This window comes from Campylobacter concisus (assembly GCF_003048575.1).
GTDB lineage: Bacteria > Campylobacterota > Campylobacteria > Campylobacterales > Campylobacteraceae > Campylobacter_A > Campylobacter_A concisus_U.
The window spans coordinates 152,294-177,861 of the sequence record NZ_PIRZ01000002.1; the positions used below are offsets into that span (position 1 = coordinate 152,294).

Here is a 25,568-nt window from a genome sequence, read left to right on the forward strand (position 1 = left end):
AAAAAATGAAAGACAATCTACTTGAATTAACCCAAGATATCGCATCTGTTGATATCGAAGAGTCTATAAAAACTAGCTATCTTGACTACTCCATGAGCGTCATCGTCGGACGTGCTTTGCCTGACGCTAGAGACGGACTAAAGCCAGTTCATAGAAGAATTTTATACGCTATGGATAACCTCGGCGTTGGCAGCAGAAGTGCCTATATGAAGTCAGCTCGTATCGTCGGTGAAGTCATCGGTAAGTACCACCCACACGGTGATACAGCGGTTTATGACGCACTTGTTCGTATGGCTCAGAAATTTTCTATGCGCTATCCAGTCGTTGATGGACAAGGAAACTTTGGCTCGATTGATGGTGACAGCGCAGCTGCGATGCGTTATACCGAAGCTAGAATGACCATGCTTACTGAAGAGCTTTTAAAAGATATCGACAAAGACACGGTTGATTTTGTGCCAAACTACGATGATAGAGAGGTTGAGCCAGACGTTTTGCCTAGCCGTGTGCCAAATTTATTATTAAACGGCTCAAGTGGTATCGCTGTCGGTATGGCGACAAATATCCCGCCACATAGCCTTGATGAGCTAATAGACGGTCTTTTGCTCCTTCTTGAAAACAAAGAGGCGACACTTGAAGAGGTGATGGAATTTATAAAAGGTCCAGACTTCCCAACAGGTGGTATCATCTTTGGTAAAAAGGGCATCATAGAGGCCTACCGCACAGGTCGTGGCAGGGTCAAACTAAGGGCCAAAACTCACATAGAAAAAAAGCCAAACAAAGATGTGATTGTCATCGACGAGCTGCCATATCAAACAAACAAAGCTAGGCTTATCGAGCAGATCGCTGAGCTTGTCAAAGATAAGCAGATAGAGGGCATTAGCGAGGTTAGAGATGAGTCTGACAAAGACGGCATCCGTGTAGTTATCGAGCTAAAACGCGACGCTATGAGCGACATCGTGCTAAATAATCTCTTTAAATCAACCACGATGGAGAGCACTTTTGGCGTTATTATGCTTGCTATTAATAACAAAGAGCCAAAGGTATTTAACCTTATCGAGCTACTTAAGCTATTTTTAAATCACAGAAAAACAGTTATCATTAGAAGGACGATATTTGAGCTTGAAAAAGCGCGCGCAAGAGCTCACATCTTAGAGGGTCTAAAGATCGCACTTGATAATATCGACGAGGTGATCGAGCTTATTAGAAATAGTGCTGATACAGCCGTTGCTAGAGAAGGCTTGATGAGTAAATTTAACCTCTCAGAGCTTCAAGCAAACGCTATCCTTGATATGCGCCTAAGCAAGCTTACAGGCTTAGAGAGAGAAAAACTAGAGGCTGAGCTAGCCGAACTTATGGCTGAGATCGCAAGACTTGATGAAATTTTAAAAAGTGAGACATTACTTGAAAATTTGATCAAAGAAGAGCTTTTAGAGATCAAAAATAAATTTAAAGTACCAAGAGTGACTGAGATCGTTGATGACTACGATGATATCGACATTGAAGATCTTATACCAAATGAAAATATGGTAGTAACTATAACTCACCGCGGCTACATCAAGCGTGTGCCAAGTAAGCAGTACGAGAAGCAAAAACGCGGCGGCAAGGGCAAAGTAGCGGTCACGACATACGATGATGACTTTATAGAGAGCTTCTTTACCTCAAATACTCACGATACGCTTATGTTTGTGACAGACCGCGGACAGCTATACTGGCTCAAAGTCTATAAGATCCCAGAAGGAAGCCGCACAGCAAAGGGCAAAGCGGTGGTAAATTTGATCCAGTTGCAGCCTGATGAGAAGATAAAAGCGATCATACCAACGACTGACTTTGACGAGAGCAAATCGCTAGCATTCTTTACTAAAAACGGCATCGTAAAACGCACAAATTTAAGTGAGTTTAAAAACATCCGCTCAGTTGGTGTTAGAGCGATCAGTCTTGACGAGAATGACGAGCTTGTAACTGCGCTCATCGCTCAAACATACGATGATATCCCAGTAACTGACCCTGAAAATGAGCTAAGCGTAGAGAGCGAAGTGCTTGAGATAGAAGAGATACAAAATGAGATCGATGAAGATAATGCAAATGCCGAAGAGGACGCAAACTCAGGCGATGAGACAATGCTATTTGTCGTTACTAAAAAGGGTATGTGTCTTAAATTTAAGATCAGCAAAGTTCGCCAAATGGGTAGAACGGCACGCGGCGTAACTGGTATTAAATTTAAAGAGCCAGGCGACGAGGTCGTGGGTGCAGCAGTGATCGAAAGCAATGATCAAGAAATTTTAAGCATATCTCAAAAAGGTATCGGCAAACGCACAACCGCTGATGAGTACCGCTTGACAAACCGCGGTGGCAAAGGCGTCATCTGCATGAAGCTAACAAGCAGAACAGGTGATCTTGTGGGCGTTGTGATGGTTGATGAAGAGCAAGATCTTATGGCTCTAACATCAAGTGGCAAGATGATCAGAGTTGATATGCAAAGTATCCGCAAAGCAGGACGTAACACAAGTGGTGTGATCGTCGTAAATGTAGATGGCGATGATGTCGTAAGTATCGCAAGATGCCCTAAGGCTGAAGACGGCGAGGACGAGGATGAAGCACCAAGCGAAGATATGGGGCTTTTGGAATAAATTTTGCTATTAAATTTTAAATATAAAGCATAAAAAAGGTTGTTTATGAAGGTTAAAATTTTATCTTTTGCTTTGATGGTTGCTATTTTTGGCGGTTGCTCATTTAACGGCTTTATGGGCGAGCCAACTAGCACATCAAACCGCAACGTAGTCATCCAAAAGGTCGATAAAGACGATCTTAGAGAGGTGATGAAAAAAGAGAAGATGATATATGATAGCGCTCCAAGAGAGACCACTTTCAGAGCCACAGGCGAGGGTATAGCTCCGCTAAATTCGCTCTCCTACGCTCAGTCGGTTACTCTTGCAAAAAGAGCGGCGATGGCTGATGCTTATTCGCAGCTTGCTGGTAAGCTTTATGGCGTAAAGATCAACGCTGAAGACACCGTAAGAGACGCGATGCTAAACGACTCATCTATCACTTCAAAGGTTCAAGGCCTTGTTAAAAATGCAAGAATTGTAAGTGAAAATTTCAAAGATGGGCTTTATAAAGTAAATATGGAGCTTAAGATAGACGAAGATAAGTGGCGAGAAGTCTTTTCTTACTAACGATACTTTTAAATTTTGCCTTTTGCTTGGAGGAGTTTATCTTTTGGGCGAAGGTTAATACAAAAAACCAAATCATCGCTCACGAAGAAATTTCTTTTTCACGAGCGATGACTCTCACACCAAATCCAAAACCAAAATTTCTTTGCCAGATAGATGCTTTTAGAGATGAAAACACTACAACTATTGATTTTTTAAATTTGCATAAAGATGAAATTTTTGACTGCTTTGTTTTAAAAAAAGTGATGATAAAAAACGAATTTAAAAGAAAAAATAATGACATATCACACACTTCAAATTTGAAAATTTTGCCAGTTAGGTTTATGGTGGAATTTAAGCCAAAATCCGCTATCATCGGCACACTTCAATAAAAAAGAGATCAAATGAATATCGTCATAGTAGAAGATGACATCAATATGCGAAAGTCACTTGAAATCGCACTTGGTGAGTATGAAGAGCTAAATATCAAAAGTTATAAAACCGCAGTTGAAGCCCTAAAAAAACTAAGCGACGATACTGATCTAATCATTACCGATATAAACATGCCAAAGATGGACGGACTCGAGTTTATTAAAGAGCTAAATGGCAAATTCGACGTCATCATAATGACAGGAAATGCGACGCTTAATAAGGCGATCGAAAGCGTTAGGCTTGGCGTAAAGGACTTTTTAACCAAGCCGTTTGACGTCTCAACGCTTTACGAGGCGATAAAAAGGGTCGAGCTTCTTAAACAAAAGACTCTAAAAATTTCAAAAAATACTGAGACAAAAAGCGAAACTACAGGGTTTTTAGCTACCTCAAAGGCACTTGAAACTACGCTCAATATCGCGCTAAAAGCGGCAAGAACAGATGCTTCAGTCATGCTTAGTGGCGAAAGTGGCGTTGGCAAGGAGGTCTTTGCTAAATTTATCCACGCAAACTCGCCAAGAAAAGACGCTGCATTTATAGCTCTAAACATGGCGGCGATCCCTGAAAATTTGATAGAAAGCGAGCTTTTTGGCTTTGAAAAGGGTGCTTTTACAGATGCATCGACTACCAAAAAAGGACAGTTTGAACTAGCAAATGGTGGAACTTTATTTTTAGATGAAATTGGCGAGATGCCTATAAATTTGCAACCAAAACTACTTCGTGTGCTTCAAGAGCGTGAGATTACTAGGCTTGGTGCTACAAAGAGCGAAAAAATCGACGTTCGCATCATTTGCGCCACAAATGCAAATTTAGAGCTTGCGATGGGGGAGGGCAGATTTAGAGAGGATCTTTTCTACCGCCTAAACACGATCCCGCTTTTCATCCCGCCACTTCGTGAGCGAAAAGATGAAATTTTACCTATCGCGCAGGATGTTTTGGAAAAATGCTGCAAGGAGTATGGCTTTGAGGCTAAAAATTTCTCAAAAGCAGCCAAAGAGGAGCTTTTGGACTACGACTACCCAGGCAACATAAGAGAGCTCATTTCAGTCGTGCAGCGTGCAGCGATACTAAGCGAGGGCGATGAAATTTTGCCAAATGATCTATTTTTACAAGCTAGAAGCAAAAAATAGCCATAAATTTAAGTAAAATTACGAAAATTAAAAAAGATAAGGAGAGTAGATGAGAAAATTTAACGTAGCGGTCATTGGTGCTACTGGAGCGGTCGGTGAAGAGCTTTTTAGAGTGATGGAAGAGGTTGAGTTTCCAGTTGGAGAGCTTTTGCCGCTTGCTAGCGCAAAAAGTGCTGGTAGTGAGATCGAATTTAATGGCAAATATTACAAAGTAAAAGAGCTAACCGAAAAGGTTTTTAGTGAGCACGAGATCGATATAGCATTTTTTAGTGCGGGCGGTTCAGTCTCAGAAAAATTTGCCAAATTTGCAGCTGATAGTGGCGCAGTAGTCATCGATAACACCAGCCATTTTAGGATGGATAAAGATATCCCTCTTGTTGTGCCAGAGTGTAATCCAAGCGACATCGCTATGTGGAAAAACCGCGGCATCATCGCAAATCCAAACTGCTCGACTATCCAAATGGTGCAAATTTTAAAACCACTAAACGACGCTTTTAGTATCAATAGAGTCGATGTTTCTACATACCAAGCAGCAAGCGGTGCTGGCAAAGAGGGCATGGAAGAGCTTGTTGTTCAGATGCAAAAATTCTTTGAGTTTAAGCTTGATGAGTGCGAGCCAAAGGTATTTGCGCACCGCCTAGCGCTAAATGTGATCCCACACATTGATGTCTTTTTGGACAATGACTACACAAAAGAAGAGATGAAAATGGTCAATGAAACGCAAAAAATTCTTCACAAAGATATAGAAGTTAGCGCTACCTGTGTGCGTGTGCCAGTGCTTAGAAGCCACTCTGAGGCGATTACTATCCACTTTGACAAAGATGTAAGTGCAGATGCAGCAAGAGAAATTTTAAGCAAAGCTCCAAGCGTCGTTGTAGTCGATAATCCAGCAAATAAAGAGTATCCGATGCCTATCATTTCAAGCGATACAAATGAGACTTATGTTGGTAGGATCAGAGTTGATAATTACAGACCTAATGTGCTTCATCTTTGGTGCAGTGCTGATCAGATCCGCGTAGGGGCTGCGACAAATGCCGTCAGGATCGCACAAAAGTGGATTGCAATGCAAGAGTAAATAAAAAGGATTTTTATTGCGTAAGATATTTGAAAAAATTTTGCTTGCAAGCAACAGCTTTACACTTTTTCCAGTAGTTTTTGGACTTTTAGGTGCGATCGTACTTTTTGTTATCGCAAGTTACGACGTCGGCAAAGTACTTCTAGAGGTTTATAAATATTTCTTTGCCGCAGATTTTCATGTTGAAAATTTCCACTCAGAAGTCGTTGGCGAGATCGTTGGAGCGATCGATCTATACTTGATGGCACTTGTTCTTTATATATTTAGCTTCGGAATTTACGAGCTTTTCATCTCAGAGATCACACAGTTAAAGCAGTCAAAGCAGAGCAAGGTGCTTGAGGTACATTCGCTTGATGAGCTAAAAGACAAGCTTGGCAAAGTGATCGTCATGGTTTTAATCGTAAATTTCTTCCAAAGGGTGCTTCACGCAAACTTCACAACTCCGCTTGAGATGGCCTATCTTGCGGCTTCTATCCTTGCACTTTGTCTAGGACTTTACTTCCTTCACAAGGGAGATCACTAAAATTTTAAGCGTTTTTACGCTTAAAATTTCTCCTACATCTTTTCTTTAGTTATTTTTGGATAATATCCATTTAAAAATTTAAAGGAAAATTTATGATTTTTATAGATGCTTGTTTAAAAAAACCAACGCCATACACGCCCGTTTGGATGATGCGTCAAGCTGGTAGATATTTACCAGAATATATGGCTGTAAGAGCCAAGGCGGGGGATTTTTTATCACTTTGTAAAGATTATAAAAAAGCTAGTGAGGTTACGCTTCAGCCAGTCGATATTCTCGGCGTTGATGCGGCCATTTTGTTTAGCGACATCCTTGTAGTGCCGCTTGAAATGGGCATGGATCTACGTTTTGAAAAAGGTGAGGGGCCAGTTTTTACAGAGCCGTTGTGTGATAAAGCCGCACTTGACGCACTTAGCATAGAAAAGTCTGTCAAAAATTTAGCATACGTCTACGATACGATCAAGCTCACAAGAGAAAATTTAGCTAAAGATAAGGCACTAATTGGATTTTGCGGTGCCCCATGGACGATAGCTACATATATGATCGAGGGTGGCGGCAGCAAAAACTATGCTGTTTGCAAAAAAATGCTTTATCAAAATCCAGAATTTTTGCATCAAATTTTAGAAAAAGTGACGCAAGCACTCATCCTTTACGTCAAAGAGCAGATAAAGGCTGGTGTAGATGCGGTGCAAATTTTTGATAGCTGGGCGGCTGCACTTGAGGAGCGGGCTTATTTTGAGTTTGGATTTAGCTATATAAATAAAATAGTTGATAGCGTAAAAGCTGAGTTTCCAGAAATTCCAGTTATCGTTTTTCCAAAGGGGATAAGTGGCTATTTGGATAAAATTTCAGGAAATTTTGATGTTTTTGGCGTTGACTGGAGCACTCCAATTGAACTAGCCAAAGCAAAACTAAGTCCAAAATACGTCCTTCAAGGTAATATGGAGCCAACTAGACTTTATAGCAAAAAAGCGATAGATGAAGGCATTGATAAAATTTTAGATACAATGAAAGGTGCTCCACATATCTTTAATCTAGGTCACGGAATCTTACCAGATGTGCCAGTTGAAAATGCAAAATATTTCATAAAACAGGTTCAGACAAAAAGTGCAAGGTAATAAGCCTTGCATCGTCTTTGGTCCGATAAATTCACGCCGTTTTGGCATGAGTCTTGGCATAGATCTAAGCCCTAAGCAAAAATCATGTAATTTTGACTGTGTTTATTGTGAGCTAAGTGGCGCAAAAACAGTCAGCGCGATACAAGATCCGCCAAGTGTTGAAGAAATTTTAGTGGCTCTAAAAGATGCTTTGCGTACTCATCAAAACATCGATGTTATAACACTTACGGCAAATGGAGAGCCAACTCTTCACCCATACTTACAAGAGCTAATTAACGAGATAAATAACCTAAAAGGCAGTTCAAAAACACTTATTTTGAGTAATGGTTCAGGTGTGTGTGATCCAAAAATTTGTGAGGCTTTAAAAGGGCTTGATATAGTTAAATTTAGCCTTGATAGTGCAGTGCAAAGCACTTTTAAAAAGATAGACCGCAGCAAAGGCGGTATAGAAACTAGCGAGCTTATAAAAGCAATGGCTAAATTTCGCAAGGAATTTGCTGGCGAGCTTGTGCTTGAAATTTTAGTTGTGGCTGGCTTTAATGATAAAAAAAATGAGTTTGAAGCACTTAATGTGGCGATAAATGAGATAGCTCCACACCGAGTAGATATTGGCACGGTAGATCGCCCGCCAGCTTATAATGTAAAAGGCGTAGATGCTAAAAAACTAGAGGAGTTGGCCGAGCAGATAAGTGGTGTGCCGGTTAATATCGTCAAAGCTCACAAGATAGAGCAAAAATATAACTTTAGTGAGGATGAAATTTTGGAAATGCTGAGACGTCGTCCGCAAACTATCGCAAATGTTGAAGAGAATTTTTCTGACTCTTCAAAGCAAACTCTAGCAAAATTTTTACAAGATGATGTGGTTTATTTATCCGATGTTGCTGGGGTAAAATTTTATAAATTAAGAGCATAAATGAAAAGAATCCTTACAATACAAGATATCTCGTGCATTGGCAAATGTTCGCTTACTGTCGCACTTCCGATAATTAGCGCTCAAGGCATTGAGGCGTGCATATTGCCTACTGCGTTACTTTCGACCCATACTGGCTTTAAAAATTTCACATTTCGTGATCTGACTGATGAATTTGACGCTATAACGCAGGTTTGGCACAAAGAAAATATCGCATTTGATGGAATTTATACTGGATTTTTAGGCAGCTTTAGCCAGCTTGAGCTGATAGAGAAAATTTTTAATGAGTTTAATGACTCTGCTCCACTAATACTTGTAGATCCTTGCATGGGCGACAATGGCAAGCTCTATCACGGATTTGATGAAAAATTTGTTATGAAAATGCGTGAGCTTTGCACAAAGGCTCACGTCATCACACCAAACATAACAGAAGCAAGCTTTATGTGCGGGATACCGTTTTTTGGCAGTGACTATACGCAAGATTATATTTTAGAGTTGCTTGAAGGCTTAGCTAGCTTTGGAGCTAGAAAGATTGTGCTAAAGGGCATTAGATACAAGCAAAATGAATGTGGCATCATAGCTTACGACGCAAATACAAAAGAGAAAGTAGAGTATTTTCACGAGTTTTTGCCATTTCACACGAGTGGAACCGGAGATATATTTGCTTCTGTGCTTTTTGGCTCACTCATAAATGGCGAAAGCATGCAAAATGCCATCAAAAAGGCAGCAAACTTTGTGCTTAGTAGCATTAAAATCACGCTAAAAGATAAGAGTCGTGCATGGTATGGTGTGCAGTTTGAAAAGGTGCTTGGCACTCTTACAAAATAGGCGGACAAACTACTTATTTAAAATTTTTAATAACACAACGATATGGCAAAGATTTATATCTTTGCTAGCTGTTAGAAGTACTATATCGCCATGCTCTTTTTCTAGTTTTTTTAGCATTTTAAAGCAAGATTGCGCTTTTTCATTATCAAGCTCGAGCTCAAATTTCTCACAAAACTCATCAAATCTAGCTTCTCTATCTTCATGAAACCACTCTCTTAAAGTAGTGCTTGGTGTGATATCTTTTAACCAAAGGAAATTTGAAAATATCTCTTTTCTTATGCCTCTTGGATAGAGTCTATCAACAAAAGCCGCCTTCATATCCAAACTATCATCTTTGATAAAATCATAAATTCTATAAGCTTTAAACATGTTTGTAATTGTAATGCTGTAAGGTTAATGAATAAATTTTTTAGATTAACTTATAATTTTTTAAAATTTACCTTGCGTTTTTTTTTTTTTTTTGAAATAGAATAATGCCAAAATTTATTTAAGGAGGTTAAATGAAAATTTCAAATTTGATAGTTTTTTGCACTATCTTATTTTTTTTTCTGGTTGTGTAGCGCCACAATTTACGCCAAAGCCATTATTGCCAGATTCAAAAGGTATAGCAATGGTAAATTCTACACCTTATAACTGTAAAGTTTTAGGCGAAGCAGAGGGAAGTGACGAGGCAAATGGCAGAATGAATCCAACTATTGAAGGGCTTAGACAAGGCGCAATGAATGATCTAAAAAATGAGGCAATTGAGATCGTTGGGCTTCACAAGAGAGTCGTACTTTATATTGTAAATGAATCACCGCTTTGCTACTATGGACAAAATCTTGATATTTGCCCTAGAGGCAGTCAGTTTGCGGCATCTTATAGAATAAAAGCACAAATTTTTGACTGTGGCGATAAAAACTAATTTTAGAGCTAGAAATAGCTCTAAAGCAAAGATGAAAATAAAACCTCACAAAATAATAAATTTAAATTAAAGCTCGTTTCGATAAAATCCCAATATAAAAATCACTAAAAGGGTTATCATTATGAGAGGCTATAAAATTTTCTCAGGAACGGCTAATATTGAGCTTTCAAAGAAAATTTCGCAATATCTTTCACTTCCTCTTAGCGAGGCAAGTATAAAAAGATTTAGCGATGGAGAGATCAGTGTGCAAATCGGCGAGAGCGTGCGCGGAAAAGATGTTTTTGTCATTCAGCCAACATGTGCACCGACAAATACAAATTTAATGGAGCTGCTTATCTTGACTGATGCTTTAAGACGTAGCAGTGCAAGCTCAATAACAGCGATTGTGCCGTATTTTGGCTACGCTAGACAAGATAGAAAAGCAGCCCCTAGAGTACCGATCACTGCAAAGCTAGTGGCAAACATGATGCAAACAGCAGGTATCGATAGAGTCGTCACTATGGATCTTCACGCAGGGCAAATTCAAGGATTTTTTGATATTCCGGTTGATAACCTTTATGGAAGCATCATTTTTAATGACTACGTAAGAGCTAAAAATTTACCAAATCCAATCGTTGCAAGCCCTGATGTAGGCGGCGTGGCTCGTGCTAGAGCTTTGGCTAAAAATCTAAATCTTGACATGGTTATTGTAGATAAGCGCCGCGAAAAAGCAAACGAGAGCGAAGTGATGAATATAATCGGCGACGTAAACGGCAAAGACGTGATCTTGGTTGATGATATGATCGATACGGCTGGCACGATCGTAAAAGCAGCTGAAATTTTTAAAGAGCGTGGCGCAACTAGCGTTATGGCGTTTTGCACGCATCCAGTCCTTAGTGGGCCAGCTTACGATAGGCTAAGACTAGGCTTTTTAGATGAGCTAGTGGTAACAGATACTATACCTTTAGCAGAGGAGCTACCTTGTATAAAAGTGCTAAGTGCAGCTTCTTTATTTGGCGAAGTGATACGCCGTGTATATCACAATGAAAGCGTAAATAGCCTATTTTAATTAATCTTGGCTTTTGTTTTGAGTGTTTCAGGCAAAAGCCAAATCTTTCAATACTTATTAGAATTTAATTTTGATAAATCAAAATTTATAGCAAAAAGATAGCCTCTATTTATAGCTGGAATTTTTAAAATTCTAGCCTTCTCTTTAAAAATTTTTGGCATTATGGCTTTGCAAAATGGAGTTACTAGAAGGTAAGCATCTGCGTATCCGACAGCGATCTTGCCACTTAGCACCACGCTTGTTTGCTTTGCTAAATTTGCACTTAGCTCATCTTTTTGAGCTTTGCTTAGAAGCACGTTTAGCTCTTTTGCCGCCATATCAACGCCTCGTATCGCATTACTATCATTTTTTATGATAAAAATTTTATCACTTATTTTTGTAATATTTGGCATTAAAATTTGTCTATCAGCTTCTAAAAACTCAAAGCTCTTTTGCACGCCACTAAAATATCTATCCAAAAATGGCTCACTAAAATTTAGCCTTATGAAGCTTCTTTTAAACTCGCCTTTTAAATTTGTATCATCGATAAAATAGTGTAAATTTCTCTTGTCAAGATAGCTTTGAAGCTCTTTTTTGCGTAAATTTAAAAGTGGCCTAACTAACCAAAAGTGCTTTCTCTTTTCAAGCTCGCTTATGCCAAAGAGCTCTTTTAGCCCAGCACCCTTACTAAGCTGCATCAAAAACCACTCAAATTTATCGTCAAATTGATGAGCTAAGATCAAATTTTCATAGCCAAATTTTTGACAAATTTCTCCAAAAAACTCATATCTTGCATCACGCGCATTTTTTTCAAAATTTGACTCATCTAAAAAAACGCTTTTGGTATAAATTTTTTTACCAAATTTATCTGCGAGCTCTTTTGCGCTTTCTATCTCACTTTTACTTTGCTCTCGAACATTGTAATCAACCATCGCTAGATCAAATTTGATCCCAGCCTCTTCTAAAATGTAAAAAAGTGCAGTGCTGTCTATACCGTGCGAGAAGGCTAGTAGGTTTGCACGTGAGTTTAACTTTTCTTGCACATTTTGGCTTATCATTTTGCTTTTTTGATGATTTTAGCGATTAGTTTTTGATCGACCACATCGCTTACTTCGCAAAGATAGAGCGAGCCTATCTCAAGCTCTTTGACATCGCTTTCATTGATCAATATCTCGCCATCTATATCTTTGTCCCAGATATCTTTTTTGGCTGCGTAAAACATCTCACCCTCGCTACTTTCGCCCTCAAGAGAAGCATAAATTTGCTTACCTATCTCTTTTTGCAAGCTCTCATTTATCGATTTTTTGGTGATCTTTTCTATCTTGTTTAGTCTTTTTGAAATGATTTTGGCCGGGATTTGCTCCATTTCAAAAGATGCTGTGTCTTCTTCTTTCGAGTAGGCAAAGGCTGAAATTCTATCAAATTTAAACTCTTCTAAAAATTCGCAAAGCTCCTCAAAATCCTCCTCGCTCTCTCCTGGATGACCCACGATGACACCGGTTCGTAAGAATGAATTCTCAGCATTTCTCATTAAATTTAAAAGCTCTTTTATATTTTTGGCACCGCTTCCACGCTTCATTATCTTTAGCATATTTTCGCTAATGTGCTGGATCGGCATGTCAAAGTAGTTATGAAAGACCGGCGAGGCGATGATACGCCCTATTAGCTCCTTGCTGGTCGTGCTTGGATAAAGATAAAGTATTCTAGCGCTTCTTATCCCTTTTATCTTTTCAATTTCATCAATAAGTCCGATAAGTCCGTCGCTAACGCCCTGATCGCGCATATATGAGCTTGAGTCTTGGGATAAAAAGCTAAAGTCGTAGTAGCCTTTTTTGACTAAATTTTTGACCTCATTTACGATGTTTTCAAGTGAGCGTGATTTCAGTTTGCCTTTAAAAGTTGGAATGGCACAAAAACTACATTTTTGGTTACAGCCTTCTGAAATTTTTATGTAAGCATGATAGTTTGAGCCAGTTATCACACGCTCTTCATTTGCTTGTAGATAAGTTTGCGGGCTAAATAAATTTTGCTTTTTCAAGATGATCTCATCGATCTTGTCATAGTCAGCCACACCGGTAAAGAGATCAACCTCTGGTAGCTCTTTCATGAGTTCGTCTTTATATCGCTGCATAAGACAGCCAGTTACCACCAGTAAAGAGCCATTTTTACGAGCTTCGTGCATCTCAAGTATGGTTTGTATGCTCTCTTCTTTGGCGGATTTGATAAAGCCACAGGTATTTACGATGATAACGTCAGCATCACTGATATCATCCGTGATGTCGTAGTTTTGCAATCTACCAAGCATTATTTCTGAATCAACTAAATTTTTATTGCAGCCAAGTGAAATTAAGTGAAGTTTTGGCATTTTTATATCCAGATATTGTCTATTAGCCTAGTTTTACCAACGTAAGCTGCCACTAAAATGATGGTGTTATTTTTTTCTATTTTGGAAATTTCATTTAAATTTCTATCCGTGATAGCGACATAATCAACCTTTAATGGCTCTAGCACTTCAAGCATCTTTGTTTTGATCTCGCTTGCGTCCTCTTCGCCGTTTTGGATCAAATTTTGTGCTTTATTTAGCGATCTTGAAAGCCTTAGAGCATTACATTTATCTTCGTCGCAGATATAGACGTTTCTACTTGAAAGCGCTAAGCCGTCTGGCTCTCTAACGATATCACAAGCCACTAGGCTGGTATTAAGAAAAAATGTCTTTATCATGTTTTGCACGATGATTAATTGTTGTGTATCTTTTTTGCCCATGTAAACGCTATTTGCACGAGTTAGGCGAAATAGCTTGTTTAGCACCCTTAGTACGCCATCAAAGTGTCCAGGTCTAGTTTTGCCCTCTAAGATAGCTGAAAATTTTTTTGGAGCAATGATGAGTGGCTCATCTTCAAAGTAAAGTTCATTAGCATCTGGGATAAAAATAGCGCTAACGCTATTTTGCTCACAAATTTTAATGTCGTTTTGTTCGTTTCTTGGGTATTTGTCCAGATCTTCACCTGGTAAAAACTGAGTTGGATTAACGAATGTTGAGACGATACTTATCTCATTTTCGCTCACGCATTTTTTGATAAGACTAACATGTCCGTCATGAAGTGCACCCATGGTTGGTACGAAACCTATCTTTCCACTTGTGTTTGAGACGAAATTTTCAAGTTCTTTTACGGTTCTTATGATTTGCATTTTAACTCTTTTGGTTTAAAAATTTAACTTGGTATTTTAACAAAAAAGGATTAAAAGGGCGTAAATTTAAAAATATAAGCAAGTTTTGGCTAAAATCGCCAAAAATTTATGGAGAATGACTTGGATAATTACGAATACAACGAGCTTTTAAAGAAGCTGCAAACAAAAGTTGAAAACATAGGCTCTATCGTAAAGCCTGACGAGATAAAGGCTAGACTTAAAGAGATAGAGGCCACTGAGCAAGACCCTGACTTTTGGCAAGATATCGCTAAAGCTGGGGCGCTAAATAAAGAAAAGACAAAAATTTCAAATATGCTTGCAAAATTTAACGATGCTAATCAGGCAGTAAGCGATGCAAAGGAGCTTTTTGAGCTAGCAAATTCTGAAAATGACGAAGAGACTATAAATTCTTTATTTGATGATGCTAAAAATTTAGATGAAAAGATAGTAAATCTTGAAATTTCTATGCTTTTAAGTGGCGAAGATGATGGCAAAAACGCGATTGTATCGATCCACCCTGGAGCTGGCGGCACTGAGAGTAATGACTGGGCGAGTATGCTTTATAGGATGTATCTTAGATTTTGTGAGCGTGAGGGCTTTAAGGTCGAGACTCTTGACTTTCAAGAGGGCGAAGAGGCTGGGCTAAAGGACGTGAGCTTTATAGTAAAAGGTGAAAATGCCTATGGGTACTTTAAAGCAGAAAATGGTATCCACAGGCTCGTTCGCACAAGCCCATTTGATAGCGCAGGGCGCCGTCATACAAGCTTTTCTAGCGTCATGGTAAGCCCTGAAGTAGATGATGATATAGAGATTGAGATCGAGGAAAAAGATCTAAAGATAGACACTTATAGAGCAAGCGGTGCAGGCGGTCAGCACGTAAATAAAACTGAATCAGCCATCCGCATCACGCACATACCAACTGGCATCGTCGTACAGTGTCAAAATGACCGCAGCCAGCACAAAAATAGAGCTACAGCGATGAAAATGCTAAAGTCTCGTCTTTACGAGCTTGAGCTGATGAAACAACAAGAAGCGAGCAATAGCGTCGAAAAGAGCGAAATCGGCTGGGGTCATCAGATAAGATCATACGTGCTTTTCCCGTATCAGCAGGTAAAAGACAACCGCAGCGGCGAGGCATACTCTCAAACTGATGCGATACTTGATGGGGACATCAAAAAGATGATAGAAGGTGTTTTGATCGCTCAAAAGGCTGAGGCGTAATAAATTTATAAAAAGAGATGAGAGCTAAAATTTCATCTCTTTTAGTTTTGCACAAGCCTCTTCTTTGCCTTTAGAGCAAGCTTCATCAAGATAAATTCTAGCTTTCTTGTAGTCATTTTTGCCTAGATAGATAAGCCCCAGATCGTAGCTGGCCTCGCTTGAGCCAAGGCTTGTAGCTTTTTCGTAAAAATATATCGCTTTTTCTAAATTTTTATTGACCCCAAGACCGTACTCGTAGATATATCCAGCACTTCTTAGTCCGTCTATGTTGCCGTATCTGCCAGCTGTTTCAAACCAAAAAAGTGCTCTTAAGATATCCTTGCTAAAGCCTTTGCCGTCACGAAAACAAATGCCAGTTTGCTGCATGGCTAGAACATTTCCATCTTTTGCATAATCATAAAATCTCTTACAAGCCTTTGGATAGTTGCCTTCATTGTATAGATAGATGGCGTCTGCTATTTGCTCGACCTCTGGATCAAGTGGTGGCTCACTAAGGCCAAAATTTTGTGAAATTTGCTCTAACGAACATCCCCAAAATAGCAAAACAATAAATACAAAAATGATAAATTTTTTCATATTTGTCCTTGAAAATTTAGGCGATTTTATCCAATTTTATCTTATAATGCCCGCAAATTTTAAGCAAAAGGAACGATATGGATCATAATGCACTTTTAATCCAGCTTGGCTATAACGTCAATGAAACGACCACTGCTCAAATGTGTAGAATTTTAAACAATACTGATGGTCTTTTGCCAAAGAGCATAATTGAACTAAACGATCATTTAAAACCACACCTTTGTTTTGTGGCGATGAGTGGAAGTGAAGATAGACTAAAGATAAAAAATGTAGCTACCGTTAATGAAATAAAAGAGCGAGTTGATGAGATCATAAAAAACTGGGCTAATAAATATAAAATGGAGCTAAAAAAGATAAATGAAACAACTTATTATTTAATGGGAAAGATAAGGGACTGAAAATGAAATATGATATTGTAATTATTGGTTTTGGAAAAGCTGGCAAAACGCTAGCGGTTAAAGCTGCCGCACTTGGCAAAAAAGTGGCTCTTGTAGAGAGATCGCCAAAGATGTATGGAGGCACTTGCATAAATGTTGGCTGCATACCAACCAAACGTCTAATAACAGCCGCTAAAGAGGCAAAATTTGTAAATAATAGCGTTGAAAGCGAATATTACACGCTTAGTGTGGAAAATAAAAATAAACTAATTTCAGCTTTGAATGCTAAAAACTATGCGATGCTAAATGATAAAGAAAATATCGATGTAATCGATGGCGTTGGCTCATTTGCTAGTGAAAATAGCGTACTTGTAACAACGCCAAGCGGTGAGAAAAAGATAATAGAGGGCGATTTTATTATCATAAATAGTGGCTCAAAAGAGGCAGATACTCCTTTTGAGGTTGTAAGCTCAAATGTATTTTCAAGCCAAACTTTGCTTGATCTAAAAAATTTACCAAAGCATTTTGTCATTATCGGTAGCGGTTTTATTGGTATAGAGTTTGCATCAATGTTTGCAAATTTTGGCTCAAAAGTGACTATTATAGGGCGTTCAAAACTACTTAAAAACGAAGATGATGATATAGCTAATAGCGTAAAAGATGCTCTTAGAGTCCAAGGCGTTGAAATTTTAGAGGGTTGCGAGATAGAGTGCATTAAAGAAAATGTATTAAATTTCAAGCAAAATGGCGAGCAAAGATGCCTTAGAGCCGATGCATTTTTGATCGCGCTTGGTAGAGTGGCAAATGTGGATGATTTAAATTTAAAAGCTGCTGGAGTTGAGCTAAATGAAAAAGGCTTTATAAAGACAAATGAAAATCTTCAAACAAATGTGTCAAACATCTATGCGGTAGGCGACGTGCGCGGCGGAGAGCTTTTTACTTATACGAGCTTAGATGATTTTAGGATAGTTTATTCACAAATTTTTGGTGATAAAAAGAGAAATACTAAAAATAGAAGCATTCATGCAAATGTGCTATTTACTGATACTCCGCTAGCAAGAGTTGGAGTAAATGCAAAAGAGGCTAGTAAATTTGGGCTAAATTTTAAAGAGCTAAAGCTTAGCATGGCAACAGTACCAGGTGCAAAAGTATTAAATCACGATGTAGGCATGCTAAAAGCTATCGTTGATGCACAAAGTGGAGAAATTTTAGGAGCCAGCTTTCACTGCATCTATGCAAATGAGCTGATAAATGAAATCGCAATTGCGATGAATTTAAAAGCAAACGCAAATTTCTTTAAAAATCAAATTTTCACTCATCCAAGTATCAGTGAAGCACTAAATGACTTATTTGGACAATTTTAAAAGGAAAAGAATGAAAAAATATTTATTGCTTTTATCGGCTTTATTTTTCACTGGCTGCTTAAATGTGATTGGTATAGGACAAAAACAAGATGATTCGTGGCAGCAACCAAAGGATGAAAAAATAGTGCAAAATAAAGAGCAAATTTCAAGAAATGCGATCGAAATTTTAATACCAAAATGCGAAGAAGGTGATGCGGAAGCTTGCAATGATTTGGGTGTAAATTACGAGCTTTTAAAAGAATATGAAAATGCTTTAACAAATTATCAAAAAGCTTGCGATGCTAAGGTACAAGTCGGTTGTGCAAATTTGGGCACTCTTTATGAGCTTGGACTCGGAGTTAAAAAAAATCCAAAAAAAGCAATTTCAATTTATAAAGAAAGTTGCAATGGTGGAGGCATGCAAGCTTGCTATCATTTAGGCAATGCTTATAGAAAGGGCGAGATCGTTAAGCGAGATTATTACTTAGCAATGCAAGCTTATACAAATGCATGCAATGCTGGCGATTTGCCAAGTTGTGCCAATATCGGAGCGATGTATGAGCTTGGTCTTGGTGTCAATAAAGATGAAAAAAGGGCTTATGGAATTTATAAAGTCGCTTGCTTTCGTGGGCTAAGCAAGGCATGCCCACAAATGAAAAGACTAGGCACAAAGCTGGGAATGTAAGTGAAAAAGGTCTTAAATTTTGGTCTTATTTTGGCTATGGGCTTTATGCTTAGTGGTTGCTGGTCTTGGCAAAAGATGGTAAGCTTTGGCTTTTGGCAAAGTGATGAAGAGGCGAGAGCAGAGCGTCTTGAGCTTGAAAAAGAGAGGATGGAACAAAGTTGCAATGCTGGAAATAGCATCGACTGCAACAATCTAGCTGTAAATTTTAGTAACGAAAAAGACTTTGTTAAGGCAAAAAGCTACTATGAAAAGGCTTGTAATGCTGGGCTTGCTACGGCTTGCTCAAATTTGGGTCAGATCTATGAGCAAGGGCTTATTGATGAGCAAAAAGATATAGAAAAGGCTTTAAGACTATATAAACTAGCTTGTGATAGCGGTGATGGCGTTGGCTGCTATAACGAAGCAATGGGGCTGAAATCCTACATCGAAAGCGAAAATTTAAAGACCCATAAGATAGATAGAGCTAAGGCTGAGTCTAGAGTGCTAAGGCTTTTGGCAAAGAGCTGCGAGCTTGAGTATGCTCAGTCATGCTTTTTGCTTGCAAAGCTAAGCGGCAATGAAGCAAAGGCAGACGCACTTTACAAAAGAGCTTGTCAGCTTGGTAAGTGTGTGGATAGAAAGTAGTACTAGTCAAAATACTATTCTAAAAATTCGTAATAAATCAACAAAGGCTCTTCTTGAGTCTTTTAAAATTTTATGTTTTAATCGAGAAATTCTAAAAATACCTTCAAACTTGTGCGGATCTGGCCAACATACATTTTGTTTGGAGTAGTCAGTTTCAAGACTCATATAGCTTACACCAGCTTCTTTGCTGCTTCTTTTATCTTGTTTGTTTCTATTGCATAAGTGTGACAGCCACTTAAAACGATATCTGTTGCACCATCTGCTTTATATTCATCTACAAATTTTTAATAGCATCAGATATTGCGTCGTTTTTGTACATTACAGAAGAGGGGCGTCTTTAAGTAACGTTTGGCGATATTTTCTACAAGGTTACCTTTTGTACTCATATTATTTTTAAATTTTTAGTTCCTGTACAGTTTTCAAAAACTACTACATCCTTGCCAAGTTCTTCTATTTGTTTTATCGATTTTTTTATATGTCCTGGGCATTCTTTAATGATAATGTGCTTTTTATGGTTTGCTTTAGACACATATCTTTTTTGTTTTAAAGCTTATATGTATGAGTGAAACATTTTTATCTTTTCTTTTTTATCATATATAAAATCACTTGCAAATAGCACTTGGTGCATCTCTTTCTTTATTAAAAATTTCTATTGTCTCTTTTAGCTTTTCGTCTGTATTTTTTACACCAAGACATTTCTCAAGATAGTCTTTAAAATTACTCATCTCATCTATTCAAAACTCCAAACTACGCTTCTTTGTCATATTTGGAAGTTCTAGGGCATGCACTTCTAAAAAGCTTATATATCTTGTTCTTGCCATCACAGGTTATCTCACCTATGATAATATCACTAGCATTCATATATGGATATTTTTTGGTTACAGTATATCCGTAGCTTGCTTTTATAAGCGAGCAAAGATTTCGTGGAAACTCAGCGTGAGTAGTATTTATAGGACTTTCACCATAGGTTAAAGGCTAATTAGCACAGTACCAGTAACATAAATCAACTCCTTTGGAGAGTATATACAAAATGTGCCAATTACGTTTTTCTATTTTAATGGCTTTTGTATCTTATCTGCCGACATCTATAACTATGCAGTCTGGTTTAAATAAATGGTGAGCTTCAAACCCCTGACAAAGTATTTCGCTTGCACCAATATTTGCGTATTCTACACTTGCTCTTCCATATTCAGTAGCTACGATCGAGGCATATTGATAGCCTTTTTGTTCTAAAATTTCTTTTATATCGCGTACTATTTTTATGGCACTAAAACTACTTGATAATAAAAATAGATCACAAAAATTATCTTGATTATTTAGTATTGCTACTTTTGTAGATGTTGAGCTTATATCAATACCGATGAAATACATAAATTTATGTCTATAAAAATATAATTTCTATAACTAAGAACTTGAGAGAAATGTTATCTATTTGTAGCTTTTCATTAAATGAAATCTAAAATTTTACTTCAACCCAAAAACTTTTATATTAAAAGTAGTATGGATTTTATCCTTTTCGCCTTTCATGACGATAGGAAATTCGGTCTTTACGATACTGTCATAGCTGCTAAGCGCATCTAAAAAGTCATAAAATTTTTGCGGTGTCCTTAGAGAGCTAGTTACATTTAGGCGAAATCTAAAAAATTTCTCACTAGCGTTATTATCACTTTCTTCTATTTTGCTAAGGCTCACTTCACTGAAAAATTTAGAGGCAAATTCTATAAATTTATCTTTATCAAATTTAGCCTCAAAAGCTGAAATGATAGCTCCATCTTTTTGTTTAGTTGCTTCAAGGTTTTTAAATTTGGCTTCAAATTCATTTTTTACTTTTGTATAAGATGAGGTCTGTGAATAATTTTGTCTAGTTAGGCTTTTAAATTCTTTTATATTTGGCACGATAAAACCAAATATCATAATGAAACAAACTACAATAAAAGCAAATATAAAAAGTAAAAGCTTGACAGGATCTATTTTTTCTAAGCTCGTATCTTTTTTACTCATTATATCCCTCAGAATTATCAATTTTATTTGTGCTTATAAAGCCATACCAGCCGTTTTTGCTTTGATAAAAGCTGGTATTTGAAGTTGTAAAAATAGATCTTAAAGGTGAAGCTAGAAGCTGATTAAATACATCTTTTGTCGGCGTTATACCGCGAATGATGAGTGAGTTTTTATCCATAAAAACCTCTTCAAGCGTTATACTATCAGGCACTAGATCAAAAAGATTGTGCAAGCTTTGCTTGAGAATGGAATTTGAAGTGAAAATATCATTTGCAGATTCTATTTGTACGGCTAGCTTAGCTGAAATTTCATCTGTTGTGACTATTTTTTGACTAAGTTCTTTTTGCTCATTTGATAAAAAAATTATATTTTTTTCAATTGAATAATTTTTGTAAAGTATAAAGAAATTTGTTGCCAAAAGAGCTACAAAAACAAAACTTATAAGACTTAGCCAAATTTTGCTAAAGATAGATATAAGTGGTCTTGGTTCCGGAGCAATAAAGCTAAATCTCATAATATTATCTCTTCTTGCATGATTTCATTCATAATATGATTTGTATTCACTGGATACACCGAAGTCTCCACTAAAAGCTCAGATTGTAGATATTGTAAAAAGGTTGCACTTGTTTTTGTGTTTTCAAAAACAATTATTTGTTCAATAAAATCACCGCCGTAGAGAGGATTTTCGTAAAATTCTTTTACAGCCTTTACGATGTAATCAAACATCTTCATGTCATACCCAAAAATAGCAACCGATTTTTCTACATTTGTAGAAGCCGGCATGTTTAGTTCATAATTTAGGTCTTCAAATTCTTTTGGTTTATCATCACTTAAAAAATCGTCTAAACTTTTAAAATCATCAAGTGATGTTGCGTCATTTTCTTCTTTAATGATTAAGTTATCAATATCTGTTATATCTTCTTCTTTTAGGCTTTCAGCTTCCTGGTTGGTTTCTTCAACGCCAGACATATTTAAAAAAGTAGATAATTTCATTTGCTTATCTTTAAAGATCGCAAGTGTAAACGAATGTGCATGGATATAAAGATAAAGTGTAGTTTTTGGAGAAATTCCGCGTTTTAAAAGCTCGTGAAAGAGTAGGGCAATAGGTGAGTAGATGAGATCTACACTATCTTGTCCAAATAAATTTTTATATTTTTTTATAGCATTTAAATTTGCATAAATACTCCAGCTATCCTGCATGATAAGGCTTGTAAGATTTTTAGTAGTTATATTAAATTTTTTGTATTCGTCAAAGCTAACACTAGGAAGTGCGCCTTGCGAGTCGTCGTTAAAAAAAACTGAAACATATACACCAAAATATGCTTTTTCTTGCTCTTCTATGTATTTTATGATTTTTTCATCGATATTATCGATATTTATATCTGTAAATTTAGCGTTTATGGTTTTTAAAAGTTTGCCATTTCTAAAGACCTGACCGAAGAATATGCACTCATTGCCCTCCAACACGACGCTTAAAAAAAGGTTAGAAAAAAGCTTTTTGACGCTAAAAGACATAAATCTCCTAAATTTAGTGCATAATTTTCGTTATGGTAGCTAAAAAGGGATTAAATAAGTTTAAAACAGCTCGTTTTTAAGCTTAACGAAAATCTCTTTTGTATTTAAAGCTTCATTTTTTAGCTCACTATCAAGTAGGGCCGAGTTTTTAAGGTCGTCAAAATCCTCTATCATCACATCACACATCATCTTAATGCGCTCACTATAAGCCTTGCTGACGCTACTTTGGCTCATTTTTTTGATACGCTCAAGATACTCTTTACCATTTTTTATGTATGAGCTAAATTTGATAGCAGCCTTGCTTTGGTTTAGTACAGTATTTGCCATTTTGTTATAAATATCTATATCAAGTGCTTTTTGGCTTAAATTCAAGGCCTTTTCGTATTCTTTGTTTTCGTATAAAAATTTTGCTTCAAGGGCGAGCTTGTAGGAGTTGTCGCTATAAAAAAATAGTCCAAATAAAACAATTAGAAAGATGGCTATAAAAATAGATAGTTTATTTTTCATAAATTTCGTCCAAAATTTCTCTTATCTCGTTGCTGATTTGCGGATTTTTATGCGCATATTTTTTCCACCAAATTTTTAAATTTGATTTAAAATCATCTTTGTTTTGCTCTGCGCTCTTGCCGCCATCATTTTGTGAGGCTTGCCAAAGCTCATTTTGTATCTTTTCTTTTGCCTCTTTTTGCTCTAAATTTGCCACGCTAAATGGGGCTGAGAGGCTAAAATTTATAGTTGAAAATGGCTTAGGAAGTATCATCTTATCCCAGCTTTTAAACTCCCAAAACGAGCTTGCTTCAAAATTTAGAGCATAAATTTCGCAAGATGACTTTTGTGCGATCACCGCAGCTCCGTCTGCCACGCTGTGCCTTGGTCCTCTTGGACCATCTGGCGTGATGATGACGTCGTGGTCTTGCTTTATCTCTCTTAAAGCTTCTATCAGTGCTCTTGCGCCGCCTTTTGAGCTGCTGCCTCTAATGGTGCCGATGCCAAACAATTTGATTATTCTGGTGATTAGCTCGCCATCTTTGTGGTCGCTGATTATCACCTTGCCTTGTTTTCTATTTTGACTGCTCCACCAGCGTCTGTAAGCAAAGCTCATAAAGCTAAGCCTGCCGTGCCAAAAGACGACGACGCAACCATTTTGCGGTAAGAAATTTGGAGTGTAGCTCTTTTTGCAGGTTAGAAAAATGAGCCACATTAAAATATAGATGAAAAAGACGCCCACGTTTAGGGCGATCTTTTCAAGGGTGCTTTTAAATTTGCAGCTCGCCATACAAAACCATTCGTTTTGGGTTTGTGATCTTTACTTTTTGCGTAGTGCCAAGAAGCTCTTCGCTGCCATCAACTTGAACCAAAAAGTTGTTAAAACTTCGCCCAGCAACGCCGCCATTTGCTCTTAGCTCTTCAAAATATACATCAAAAATTTTATATTTTTGTGCCGCCACGATCTCGTCTAAAATTTCATTGTGGCGATTTTGTAGGCGAGTAAGCCTTTCTGAAGCGGTTTTATCATCTATTTGATTTGTGAAAGTAGCTGCCTTTGTAAGAGGGCGAGGCGAATACTTAAAGCTAAAAATTTGCTCAAATCTAACTTGCTCAAGCACGTCCATCGTATCTTCAAATTCGCTCTCGCTCTCGCCTGGGAATGCGACTATGATATCAGTTGAGATGCTTACGTCTGGGCACATCTTTCTAAGTCTTAGCGCGCGGTCTAAAAACCACTCTTTTGTGTATCCGCGCTTCATTTCGCGTAAAACTTTGGTGTTTCCGCTTTGAAGTGGCATATGCATAGACTTGCAAATTTTAGGATTATTGGTGAAAATTTCAAGAAATTTATCATCCATGTGAAGTGGGTGCGGACTGGTAAATCTTATCCTCTCAACGCCATCTATCTCGCTTATCTTTACTAACAGATCACTAAAATCGATATTTTCTTGCGCTCCTGAAAATCTTTTACCGTAGTTATTGACATTTTGTCCTAGTAAAAATATCTCTTTTGCGCCGCTGTTTGCAGCCTTTTCTACCTCTTTTAGTATAAGGCTTGAAGGAATAGAAATTTCATCGCCTCTGGTGTGTGGGACGATGCAATAGGTGCACTTTTTGTCGCAGCCGATCGAGATATTGATGTGGCTTTTGTATGGTGAGCCTCTAAATTCGCCAAATGCGTATTCGCTCTCATCGTGGTTAATGTCGGTTGAGATAAATTTAGGCGTATTTACCGCCTTTGTGATCTTACTGACATTTCTTGCGCCAAGGACAAAATCAACATAAGGTGCGCGCTTAAAAATTTCACTACCCAAATGGCTTGCAGTGCAGCCGCAAACGCCTATTTTTGCCCCTCTTTTTTTGGCTTTTTCAAAGGCTCCGACCTCGCTAAAGAGCTTATGAACTGGCTTTTCACGAACCGAGCAAGTATTTATAAGGATTAAATCAGCTTCTTCGATGTTTTGTGTTAAGGAGTAGTCTTCTTTTTGTGAGAGCTCAGCTATGATATGTTCGCTGTCACGAACATTCATAGCACAGCCTAAAGTTTGGATAAAGAGTTTTTTACTCATTAAAGTATATGCACTTCATACATGTAGTCGCTATCATCAAGTCCGTATTTTACGGTTCTGTGATAGACACTTAGCCCTTTTTCTTCAAAATGCTCGACTAAGGCGATTAGTTGTTTGTGTGTATTTTCTTTATCAAAATAGAAAATTTTCTGACCCTCTTTTTCGACAGCTGCCTCTATTTTTTCTAGTGAAATCGTTTTTGGTTTTGCGTCTAATTCAGCTCTTGCAAGTTTTAGCTCCATTTTTAATCCTTTCAAAATCTTAAATTTTAATCGGTCAATATATCCAAAACATCATAAAAAAAGGATTAAATAAAAGTTAATAATAAGCTTAAAGTTATTAAAAGTATGGCTTATGTATAATTTCAAAACTTCACGAAAAATCCCCGA

31 protein-coding genes are annotated in these 25,568 nt (G+C 37.5%); 16 read left to right on the forward strand and 15 right to left on the reverse strand.

The window, feature by feature from the left end; genetic code table 11:
- The first annotated feature begins 5 nt into the window (after positions 1–5).
- The 9 genes from gyrA to CVS84_RS02990 all read left to right on the forward strand — a co-directional run bounded on the left by gyrA (position 6) and on the right by CVS84_RS02990 (position 9,159).
- Entirely contained in the window at positions 6–2,627 is a 2,622-nt protein-coding gene (gene gyrA, locus CVS84_RS02950; protein WP_107691090.1) for a DNA gyrase subunit A, read from the forward strand.
- Positions 2,628–2,672: 45 nt separating this feature from the next.
- The gene (locus CVS84_RS02955) at positions 2,673–3,173 is read left to right on the forward strand and encodes an LPP20 family lipoprotein (RefSeq protein WP_021087651.1); all 501 of its coding nucleotides are present in this window, start codon (positions 2,673–2,675) and stop codon (positions 3,171–3,173) included.
- Complete coding sequence (locus CVS84_RS02960) at positions 3,149–3,541, forward strand: hypothetical protein (RefSeq protein WP_107691091.1); 393 nt, start codon at positions 3,149–3,151, stop codon at positions 3,539–3,541. The genes CVS84_RS02955 and CVS84_RS02960 overlap by 25 nt, the downstream gene beginning before the upstream one ends.
- 12 nt (positions 3,542–3,553) lie before the next feature.
- Positions 3,554–4,708 carry a sigma-54-dependent transcriptional regulator gene (locus CVS84_RS02965; protein ID WP_107691092.1) on the forward strand — a complete coding sequence of 385 codons (1,155 nt, stop codon included), beginning with the start codon at positions 3,554–3,556 and terminating at the stop codon, positions 4,706–4,708.
- Positions 4,709–4,757: 49 nt separating this feature from the next.
- The gene (locus tag CVS84_RS02970; protein WP_107691093.1) at positions 4,758–5,783 is read left to right on the forward strand and encodes an aspartate-semialdehyde dehydrogenase; all 1,026 of its coding nucleotides are present in this window, start codon (positions 4,758–4,760) and stop codon (positions 5,781–5,783) included.
- A 16-nt stretch (positions 5,784–5,799) separates the two neighbouring features.
- Positions 5,800–6,306 (forward strand): YqhA family protein, encoded by a 507-nt coding sequence (locus CVS84_RS02975; protein WP_107691094.1) that lies wholly within the window; start codon positions 5,800–5,802, stop codon positions 6,304–6,306.
- A gap of 92 nt (positions 6,307–6,398) precedes the next feature.
- Positions 6,399–7,421, forward strand: a complete 1,023-nt coding sequence (hemE, locus tag CVS84_RS02980; RefSeq protein ID WP_107691095.1) for a uroporphyrinogen decarboxylase — start codon at positions 6,399–6,401, stop codon at positions 7,419–7,421.
- 46 nt (positions 7,422–7,467) lie between these two features.
- Positions 7,468–8,334, forward strand: coding sequence for a radical SAM protein (locus tag CVS84_RS02985; RefSeq protein ID WP_107691287.1), 867 nt, complete (start codon positions 7,468–7,470; stop codon positions 8,332–8,334).
- On the forward strand, positions 8,335–9,159 hold the full coding sequence (locus tag CVS84_RS02990) for a pyridoxamine kinase (RefSeq protein ID WP_107691096.1): 825 nt from the start codon (positions 8,335–8,337) through the stop codon (positions 9,157–9,159).
- Positions 9,160–9,168: 9 nt separating this feature from the next.
- Here the strand turns inward: CVS84_RS02990 and CVS84_RS02995 are convergent, their stop codons facing one another.
- Positions 9,169–9,528 (reverse strand): DUF488 domain-containing protein, encoded by a 360-nt coding sequence (locus CVS84_RS02995; protein ID WP_107691097.1) that lies wholly within the window; start codon positions 9,526–9,528, stop codon positions 9,169–9,171.
- A 241-nt stretch (positions 9,529–9,769) separates the two neighbouring features.
- On the opposite strand from CVS84_RS02995, the gene CVS84_RS03000 reads away from it, so the two are divergent.
- Complete coding sequence (locus tag CVS84_RS03000; protein WP_159070062.1) at positions 9,770–10,063, forward strand: hypothetical protein; 294 nt, start codon at positions 9,770–9,772, stop codon at positions 10,061–10,063.
- A gap of 121 nt (positions 10,064–10,184) precedes the next feature.
- Positions 10,185–11,111: a ribose-phosphate pyrophosphokinase gene (locus tag CVS84_RS03005; protein WP_072594149.1), complete on the forward strand. Its 927-nt coding sequence runs from the start codon at positions 10,185–10,187 to the stop codon at positions 11,109–11,111.
- Between the two features lie 47 nt (positions 11,112–11,158).
- Here CVS84_RS03005 and tilS read toward each other — a convergent pair whose 3' ends face one another.
- The 3 genes from tilS to panC are packed head-to-tail and all read right to left on the reverse strand — an operon-like array spanning position 11,159 to position 14,279.
- Complete coding sequence (gene tilS, locus CVS84_RS03010) at positions 11,159–12,148, reverse strand: tRNA lysidine(34) synthetase TilS (protein WP_107691099.1); 990 nt, start codon at positions 12,146–12,148, stop codon at positions 11,159–11,161.
- Complete coding sequence (rimO, locus tag CVS84_RS03015; RefSeq protein WP_107691100.1) at positions 12,145–13,455, reverse strand: 30S ribosomal protein S12 methylthiotransferase RimO; 1,311 nt, start codon at positions 13,453–13,455, stop codon at positions 12,145–12,147. The genes tilS and rimO overlap by 4 nt, the downstream gene beginning before the upstream one ends.
- A gap of 2 nt (positions 13,456–13,457) precedes the next feature.
- Complete coding sequence (gene panC / locus CVS84_RS03020; RefSeq protein ID WP_107691101.1) at positions 13,458–14,279, reverse strand: pantoate--beta-alanine ligase; 822 nt, start codon at positions 14,277–14,279, stop codon at positions 13,458–13,460.
- A 120-nt stretch (positions 14,280–14,399) separates the two neighbouring features.
- Here panC and prfB point away from each other — a divergent pair, with 120 nt between their 5' ends.
- Positions 14,400–15,500 (forward strand): peptide chain release factor 2, encoded by a 1,101-nt coding sequence (prfB, locus tag CVS84_RS03025; RefSeq protein ID WP_107691102.1) that lies wholly within the window; start codon positions 14,400–14,402, stop codon positions 15,498–15,500.
- Between the two features lie 24 nt (positions 15,501–15,524).
- Here prfB and CVS84_RS03030 read toward each other — a convergent pair whose 3' ends face one another.
- On the reverse strand, positions 15,525–16,076 hold the full coding sequence (locus tag CVS84_RS03030) for a tetratricopeptide repeat protein (RefSeq protein ID WP_107691103.1): 552 nt from the start codon (positions 16,074–16,076) through the stop codon (positions 15,525–15,527).
- 77 nt (positions 16,077–16,153) lie between these two features.
- Here CVS84_RS03030 and CVS84_RS03040 point away from each other — a divergent pair, with 77 nt between their 5' ends.
- The 4 genes from CVS84_RS03040 to CVS84_RS03055 are packed head-to-tail and all read left to right on the forward strand — an operon-like array spanning position 16,154 to position 19,105.
- Positions 16,154–16,474, forward strand: coding sequence for a type II secretion system protein (locus CVS84_RS03040; protein WP_087585814.1), 321 nt, complete (start codon positions 16,154–16,156; stop codon positions 16,472–16,474).
- 2 nt (positions 16,475–16,476) lie between these two features.
- Positions 16,477–17,817, forward strand: a complete 1,341-nt coding sequence (locus tag CVS84_RS03045) for a dihydrolipoyl dehydrogenase family protein (protein WP_107691104.1) — start codon at positions 16,477–16,479, stop codon at positions 17,815–17,817.
- Between the two features lie 10 nt (positions 17,818–17,827).
- Positions 17,828–18,481 (forward strand): tetratricopeptide repeat protein, encoded by a 654-nt coding sequence (locus CVS84_RS03050; protein WP_107691105.1) that lies wholly within the window; start codon positions 17,828–17,830, stop codon positions 18,479–18,481.
- The gene (locus tag CVS84_RS03055; RefSeq protein WP_107691106.1) at positions 18,482–19,105 is read left to right on the forward strand and encodes a tetratricopeptide repeat protein; all 624 of its coding nucleotides are present in this window, start codon (positions 18,482–18,484) and stop codon (positions 19,103–19,105) included.
- A 602-nt stretch (positions 19,106–19,707) separates the two neighbouring features.
- Here CVS84_RS03055 and CVS84_RS09510 read toward each other — a convergent pair.
- From CVS84_RS09510 to CVS84_RS03100, 10 genes are all read right to left on the reverse strand, one after another.
- Entirely contained in the window at positions 19,708–19,830 is a 123-nt protein-coding gene (locus CVS84_RS09510) for a 2-hydroxyacyl-CoA dehydratase family protein (RefSeq protein ID WP_141083682.1), read from the reverse strand.
- A gap of 22 nt (positions 19,831–19,852) precedes the next feature.
- The gene (locus CVS84_RS03060) at positions 19,853–20,056 is read right to left on the reverse strand and encodes a 2-hydroxyacyl-CoA dehydratase (RefSeq protein ID WP_141083685.1); all 204 of its coding nucleotides are present in this window, start codon (positions 20,054–20,056) and stop codon (positions 19,853–19,855) included.
- A 120-nt stretch (positions 20,057–20,176) separates the two neighbouring features.
- Complete coding sequence (locus tag CVS84_RS03065; protein WP_107691107.1) at positions 20,177–20,476, reverse strand: hypothetical protein; 300 nt, start codon at positions 20,474–20,476, stop codon at positions 20,177–20,179.
- Positions 20,477–20,569: 93 nt separating this feature from the next.
- Positions 20,570–21,106, reverse strand: a complete 537-nt coding sequence (locus CVS84_RS03070; protein WP_054196556.1) for a hypothetical protein — start codon at positions 21,104–21,106, stop codon at positions 20,570–20,572.
- Positions 21,099–21,620 carry a hypothetical protein gene (locus CVS84_RS03075; RefSeq protein ID WP_103642909.1) on the reverse strand — a complete coding sequence of 174 codons (522 nt, stop codon included), beginning with the start codon at positions 21,618–21,620 and terminating at the stop codon, positions 21,099–21,101. Before CVS84_RS03075 ends, CVS84_RS03070 begins: the two co-directional genes overlap by 8 nt.
- Positions 21,617–22,621, reverse strand: coding sequence for a hypothetical protein (locus tag CVS84_RS03080; RefSeq protein ID WP_107691108.1), 1,005 nt, complete (start codon positions 22,619–22,621; stop codon positions 21,617–21,619). The genes CVS84_RS03075 and CVS84_RS03080 overlap by 4 nt, the downstream gene beginning before the upstream one ends.
- Before the next feature lie 60 nt (positions 22,622–22,681).
- A complete protein-coding gene (locus CVS84_RS03085; RefSeq protein WP_107691109.1) occupies positions 22,682–23,128 on the reverse strand; it encodes a hypothetical protein in 447 nt (148 codons plus the stop codon).
- Positions 23,118–23,897 carry a lysophospholipid acyltransferase family protein gene (locus CVS84_RS03090; RefSeq protein ID WP_107691110.1) on the reverse strand — a complete coding sequence of 260 codons (780 nt, stop codon included), beginning with the start codon at positions 23,895–23,897 and terminating at the stop codon, positions 23,118–23,120. Before CVS84_RS03090 ends, CVS84_RS03085 begins: the two co-directional genes overlap by 11 nt.
- Positions 23,878–25,179 carry a tRNA (N6-isopentenyl adenosine(37)-C2)-methylthiotransferase MiaB gene (gene miaB / locus CVS84_RS03095; protein WP_107691111.1) on the reverse strand — a complete coding sequence of 434 codons (1,302 nt, stop codon included), beginning with the start codon at positions 25,177–25,179 and terminating at the stop codon, positions 23,878–23,880. Before miaB ends, CVS84_RS03090 begins: the two co-directional genes overlap by 20 nt.
- A complete protein-coding gene (locus CVS84_RS03100; protein ID WP_002941786.1) occupies positions 25,179–25,421 on the reverse strand; it encodes an HP0268 family nuclease in 243 nt (80 codons plus the stop codon). The genes miaB and CVS84_RS03100 overlap by 1 nt, the downstream gene beginning before the upstream one ends.
- Positions 25,422–25,568: the final 147 nt, after the last annotated feature.

What these genes read in the sequence shown, in the direction of transcription:
- CVS84_RS02970 (WP_107691093.1), top strand. Translation starts at nt 4,758, where the DNA reads ATGAGAAAATTTAACGTAGCGGTCATTGGTGCTACTGGAGCGGTCGGT.
- gyrA (WP_107691090.1), top strand. Translation starts at nt 6, where the DNA reads ATGAAAGACAATCTACTTGAATTAACCCAAGATATCGCATCTGTTGAT.
- miaB (WP_107691111.1), bottom strand. Translation starts at nt 25,179, where the DNA reads ATGAGTAAAAAACTCTTTATCCAAACTTTAGGCTGTGCTATGAATGTT.
- CVS84_RS03050 (WP_107691105.1), top strand. Translation starts at nt 17,828, where the DNA reads ATGAAAAAATATTTATTGCTTTTATCGGCTTTATTTTTCACTGGCTGC.
- CVS84_RS03045 (WP_107691104.1), top strand. Translation starts at nt 16,477, where the DNA reads ATGAAATATGATATTGTAATTATTGGTTTTGGAAAAGCTGGCAAAACG.
- CVS84_RS02965 (WP_107691092.1), top strand. Translation starts at nt 3,554, where the DNA reads ATGAATATCGTCATAGTAGAAGATGACATCAATATGCGAAAGTCACTT.
- CVS84_RS03065 (WP_107691107.1), bottom strand. Translation starts at nt 20,476, where the DNA reads ATGTATTTCATCGGTATTGATATAAGCTCAACATCTACAAAAGTAGCA.
- CVS84_RS03090 (WP_107691110.1), bottom strand. Translation starts at nt 23,897, where the DNA reads ATGGCGAGCTGCAAATTTAAAAGCACCCTTGAAAAGATCGCCCTAAAC.
- panC (WP_107691101.1), bottom strand. Translation starts at nt 14,279, where the DNA reads ATGCAAATCATAAGAACCGTAAAAGAACTTGAAAATTTCGTCTCAAAC.
- CVS84_RS03070 (WP_054196556.1), bottom strand. Translation starts at nt 21,106, where the DNA reads ATGAGTAAAAAAGATACGAGCTTAGAAAAAATAGATCCTGTCAAGCTT.
- CVS84_RS03085 (WP_107691109.1), bottom strand. Translation starts at nt 23,128, where the DNA reads ATGAAAAATAAACTATCTATTTTTATAGCCATCTTTCTAATTGTTTTA.
- CVS84_RS02995 (WP_107691097.1), bottom strand. Translation starts at nt 9,528, where the DNA reads ATGTTTAAAGCTTATAGAATTTATGATTTTATCAAAGATGATAGTTTG.
- CVS84_RS02985 (WP_107691287.1), top strand. Translation starts at nt 7,468, where the DNA reads ATGAGTCTTGGCATAGATCTAAGCCCTAAGCAAAAATCATGTAATTTT.
- rimO (WP_107691100.1), bottom strand. Translation starts at nt 13,455, where the DNA reads ATGCCAAAACTTCACTTAATTTCACTTGGCTGCAATAAAAATTTAGTT.
- CVS84_RS03080 (WP_107691108.1), bottom strand. Translation starts at nt 22,621, where the DNA reads ATGTCTTTTAGCGTCAAAAAGCTTTTTTCTAACCTTTTTTTAAGCGTC.
- hemE (WP_107691095.1), top strand. Translation starts at nt 6,399, where the DNA reads ATGATTTTTATAGATGCTTGTTTAAAAAAACCAACGCCATACACGCCC.
- CVS84_RS03040 (WP_087585814.1), top strand. Translation starts at nt 16,154, where the DNA reads ATGGATCATAATGCACTTTTAATCCAGCTTGGCTATAACGTCAATGAA.
- CVS84_RS09510 (WP_141083682.1), bottom strand. Translation starts at nt 19,830, where the DNA reads ATGAGTAATTTTAAAGACTATCTTGAGAAATGTCTTGGTGTAAAAAAT.
- CVS84_RS03030 (WP_107691103.1), bottom strand. Translation starts at nt 16,076, where the DNA reads ATGAAAAAATTTATCATTTTTGTATTTATTGTTTTGCTATTTTGGGGA.
- CVS84_RS03100 (WP_002941786.1), bottom strand. Translation starts at nt 25,421, where the DNA reads ATGGAGCTAAAACTTGCAAGAGCTGAATTAGACGCAAAACCAAAAACG.
- CVS84_RS03005 (WP_072594149.1), top strand. Translation starts at nt 10,185, where the DNA reads ATGAGAGGCTATAAAATTTTCTCAGGAACGGCTAATATTGAGCTTTCA.
- CVS84_RS02955 (WP_021087651.1), top strand. Translation starts at nt 2,673, where the DNA reads ATGAAGGTTAAAATTTTATCTTTTGCTTTGATGGTTGCTATTTTTGGC.
- tilS (WP_107691099.1), bottom strand. Translation starts at nt 12,148, where the DNA reads ATGATAAGCCAAAATGTGCAAGAAAAGTTAAACTCACGTGCAAACCTA.
- CVS84_RS03000 (WP_159070062.1), top strand. Translation starts at nt 9,770, where the DNA reads ATGGTAAATTCTACACCTTATAACTGTAAAGTTTTAGGCGAAGCAGAG.
- CVS84_RS02990 (WP_107691096.1), top strand. Translation starts at nt 8,335, where the DNA reads ATGAAAAGAATCCTTACAATACAAGATATCTCGTGCATTGGCAAATGT.
- CVS84_RS03075 (WP_103642909.1), bottom strand. Translation starts at nt 21,620, where the DNA reads ATGAGATTTAGCTTTATTGCTCCGGAACCAAGACCACTTATATCTATC.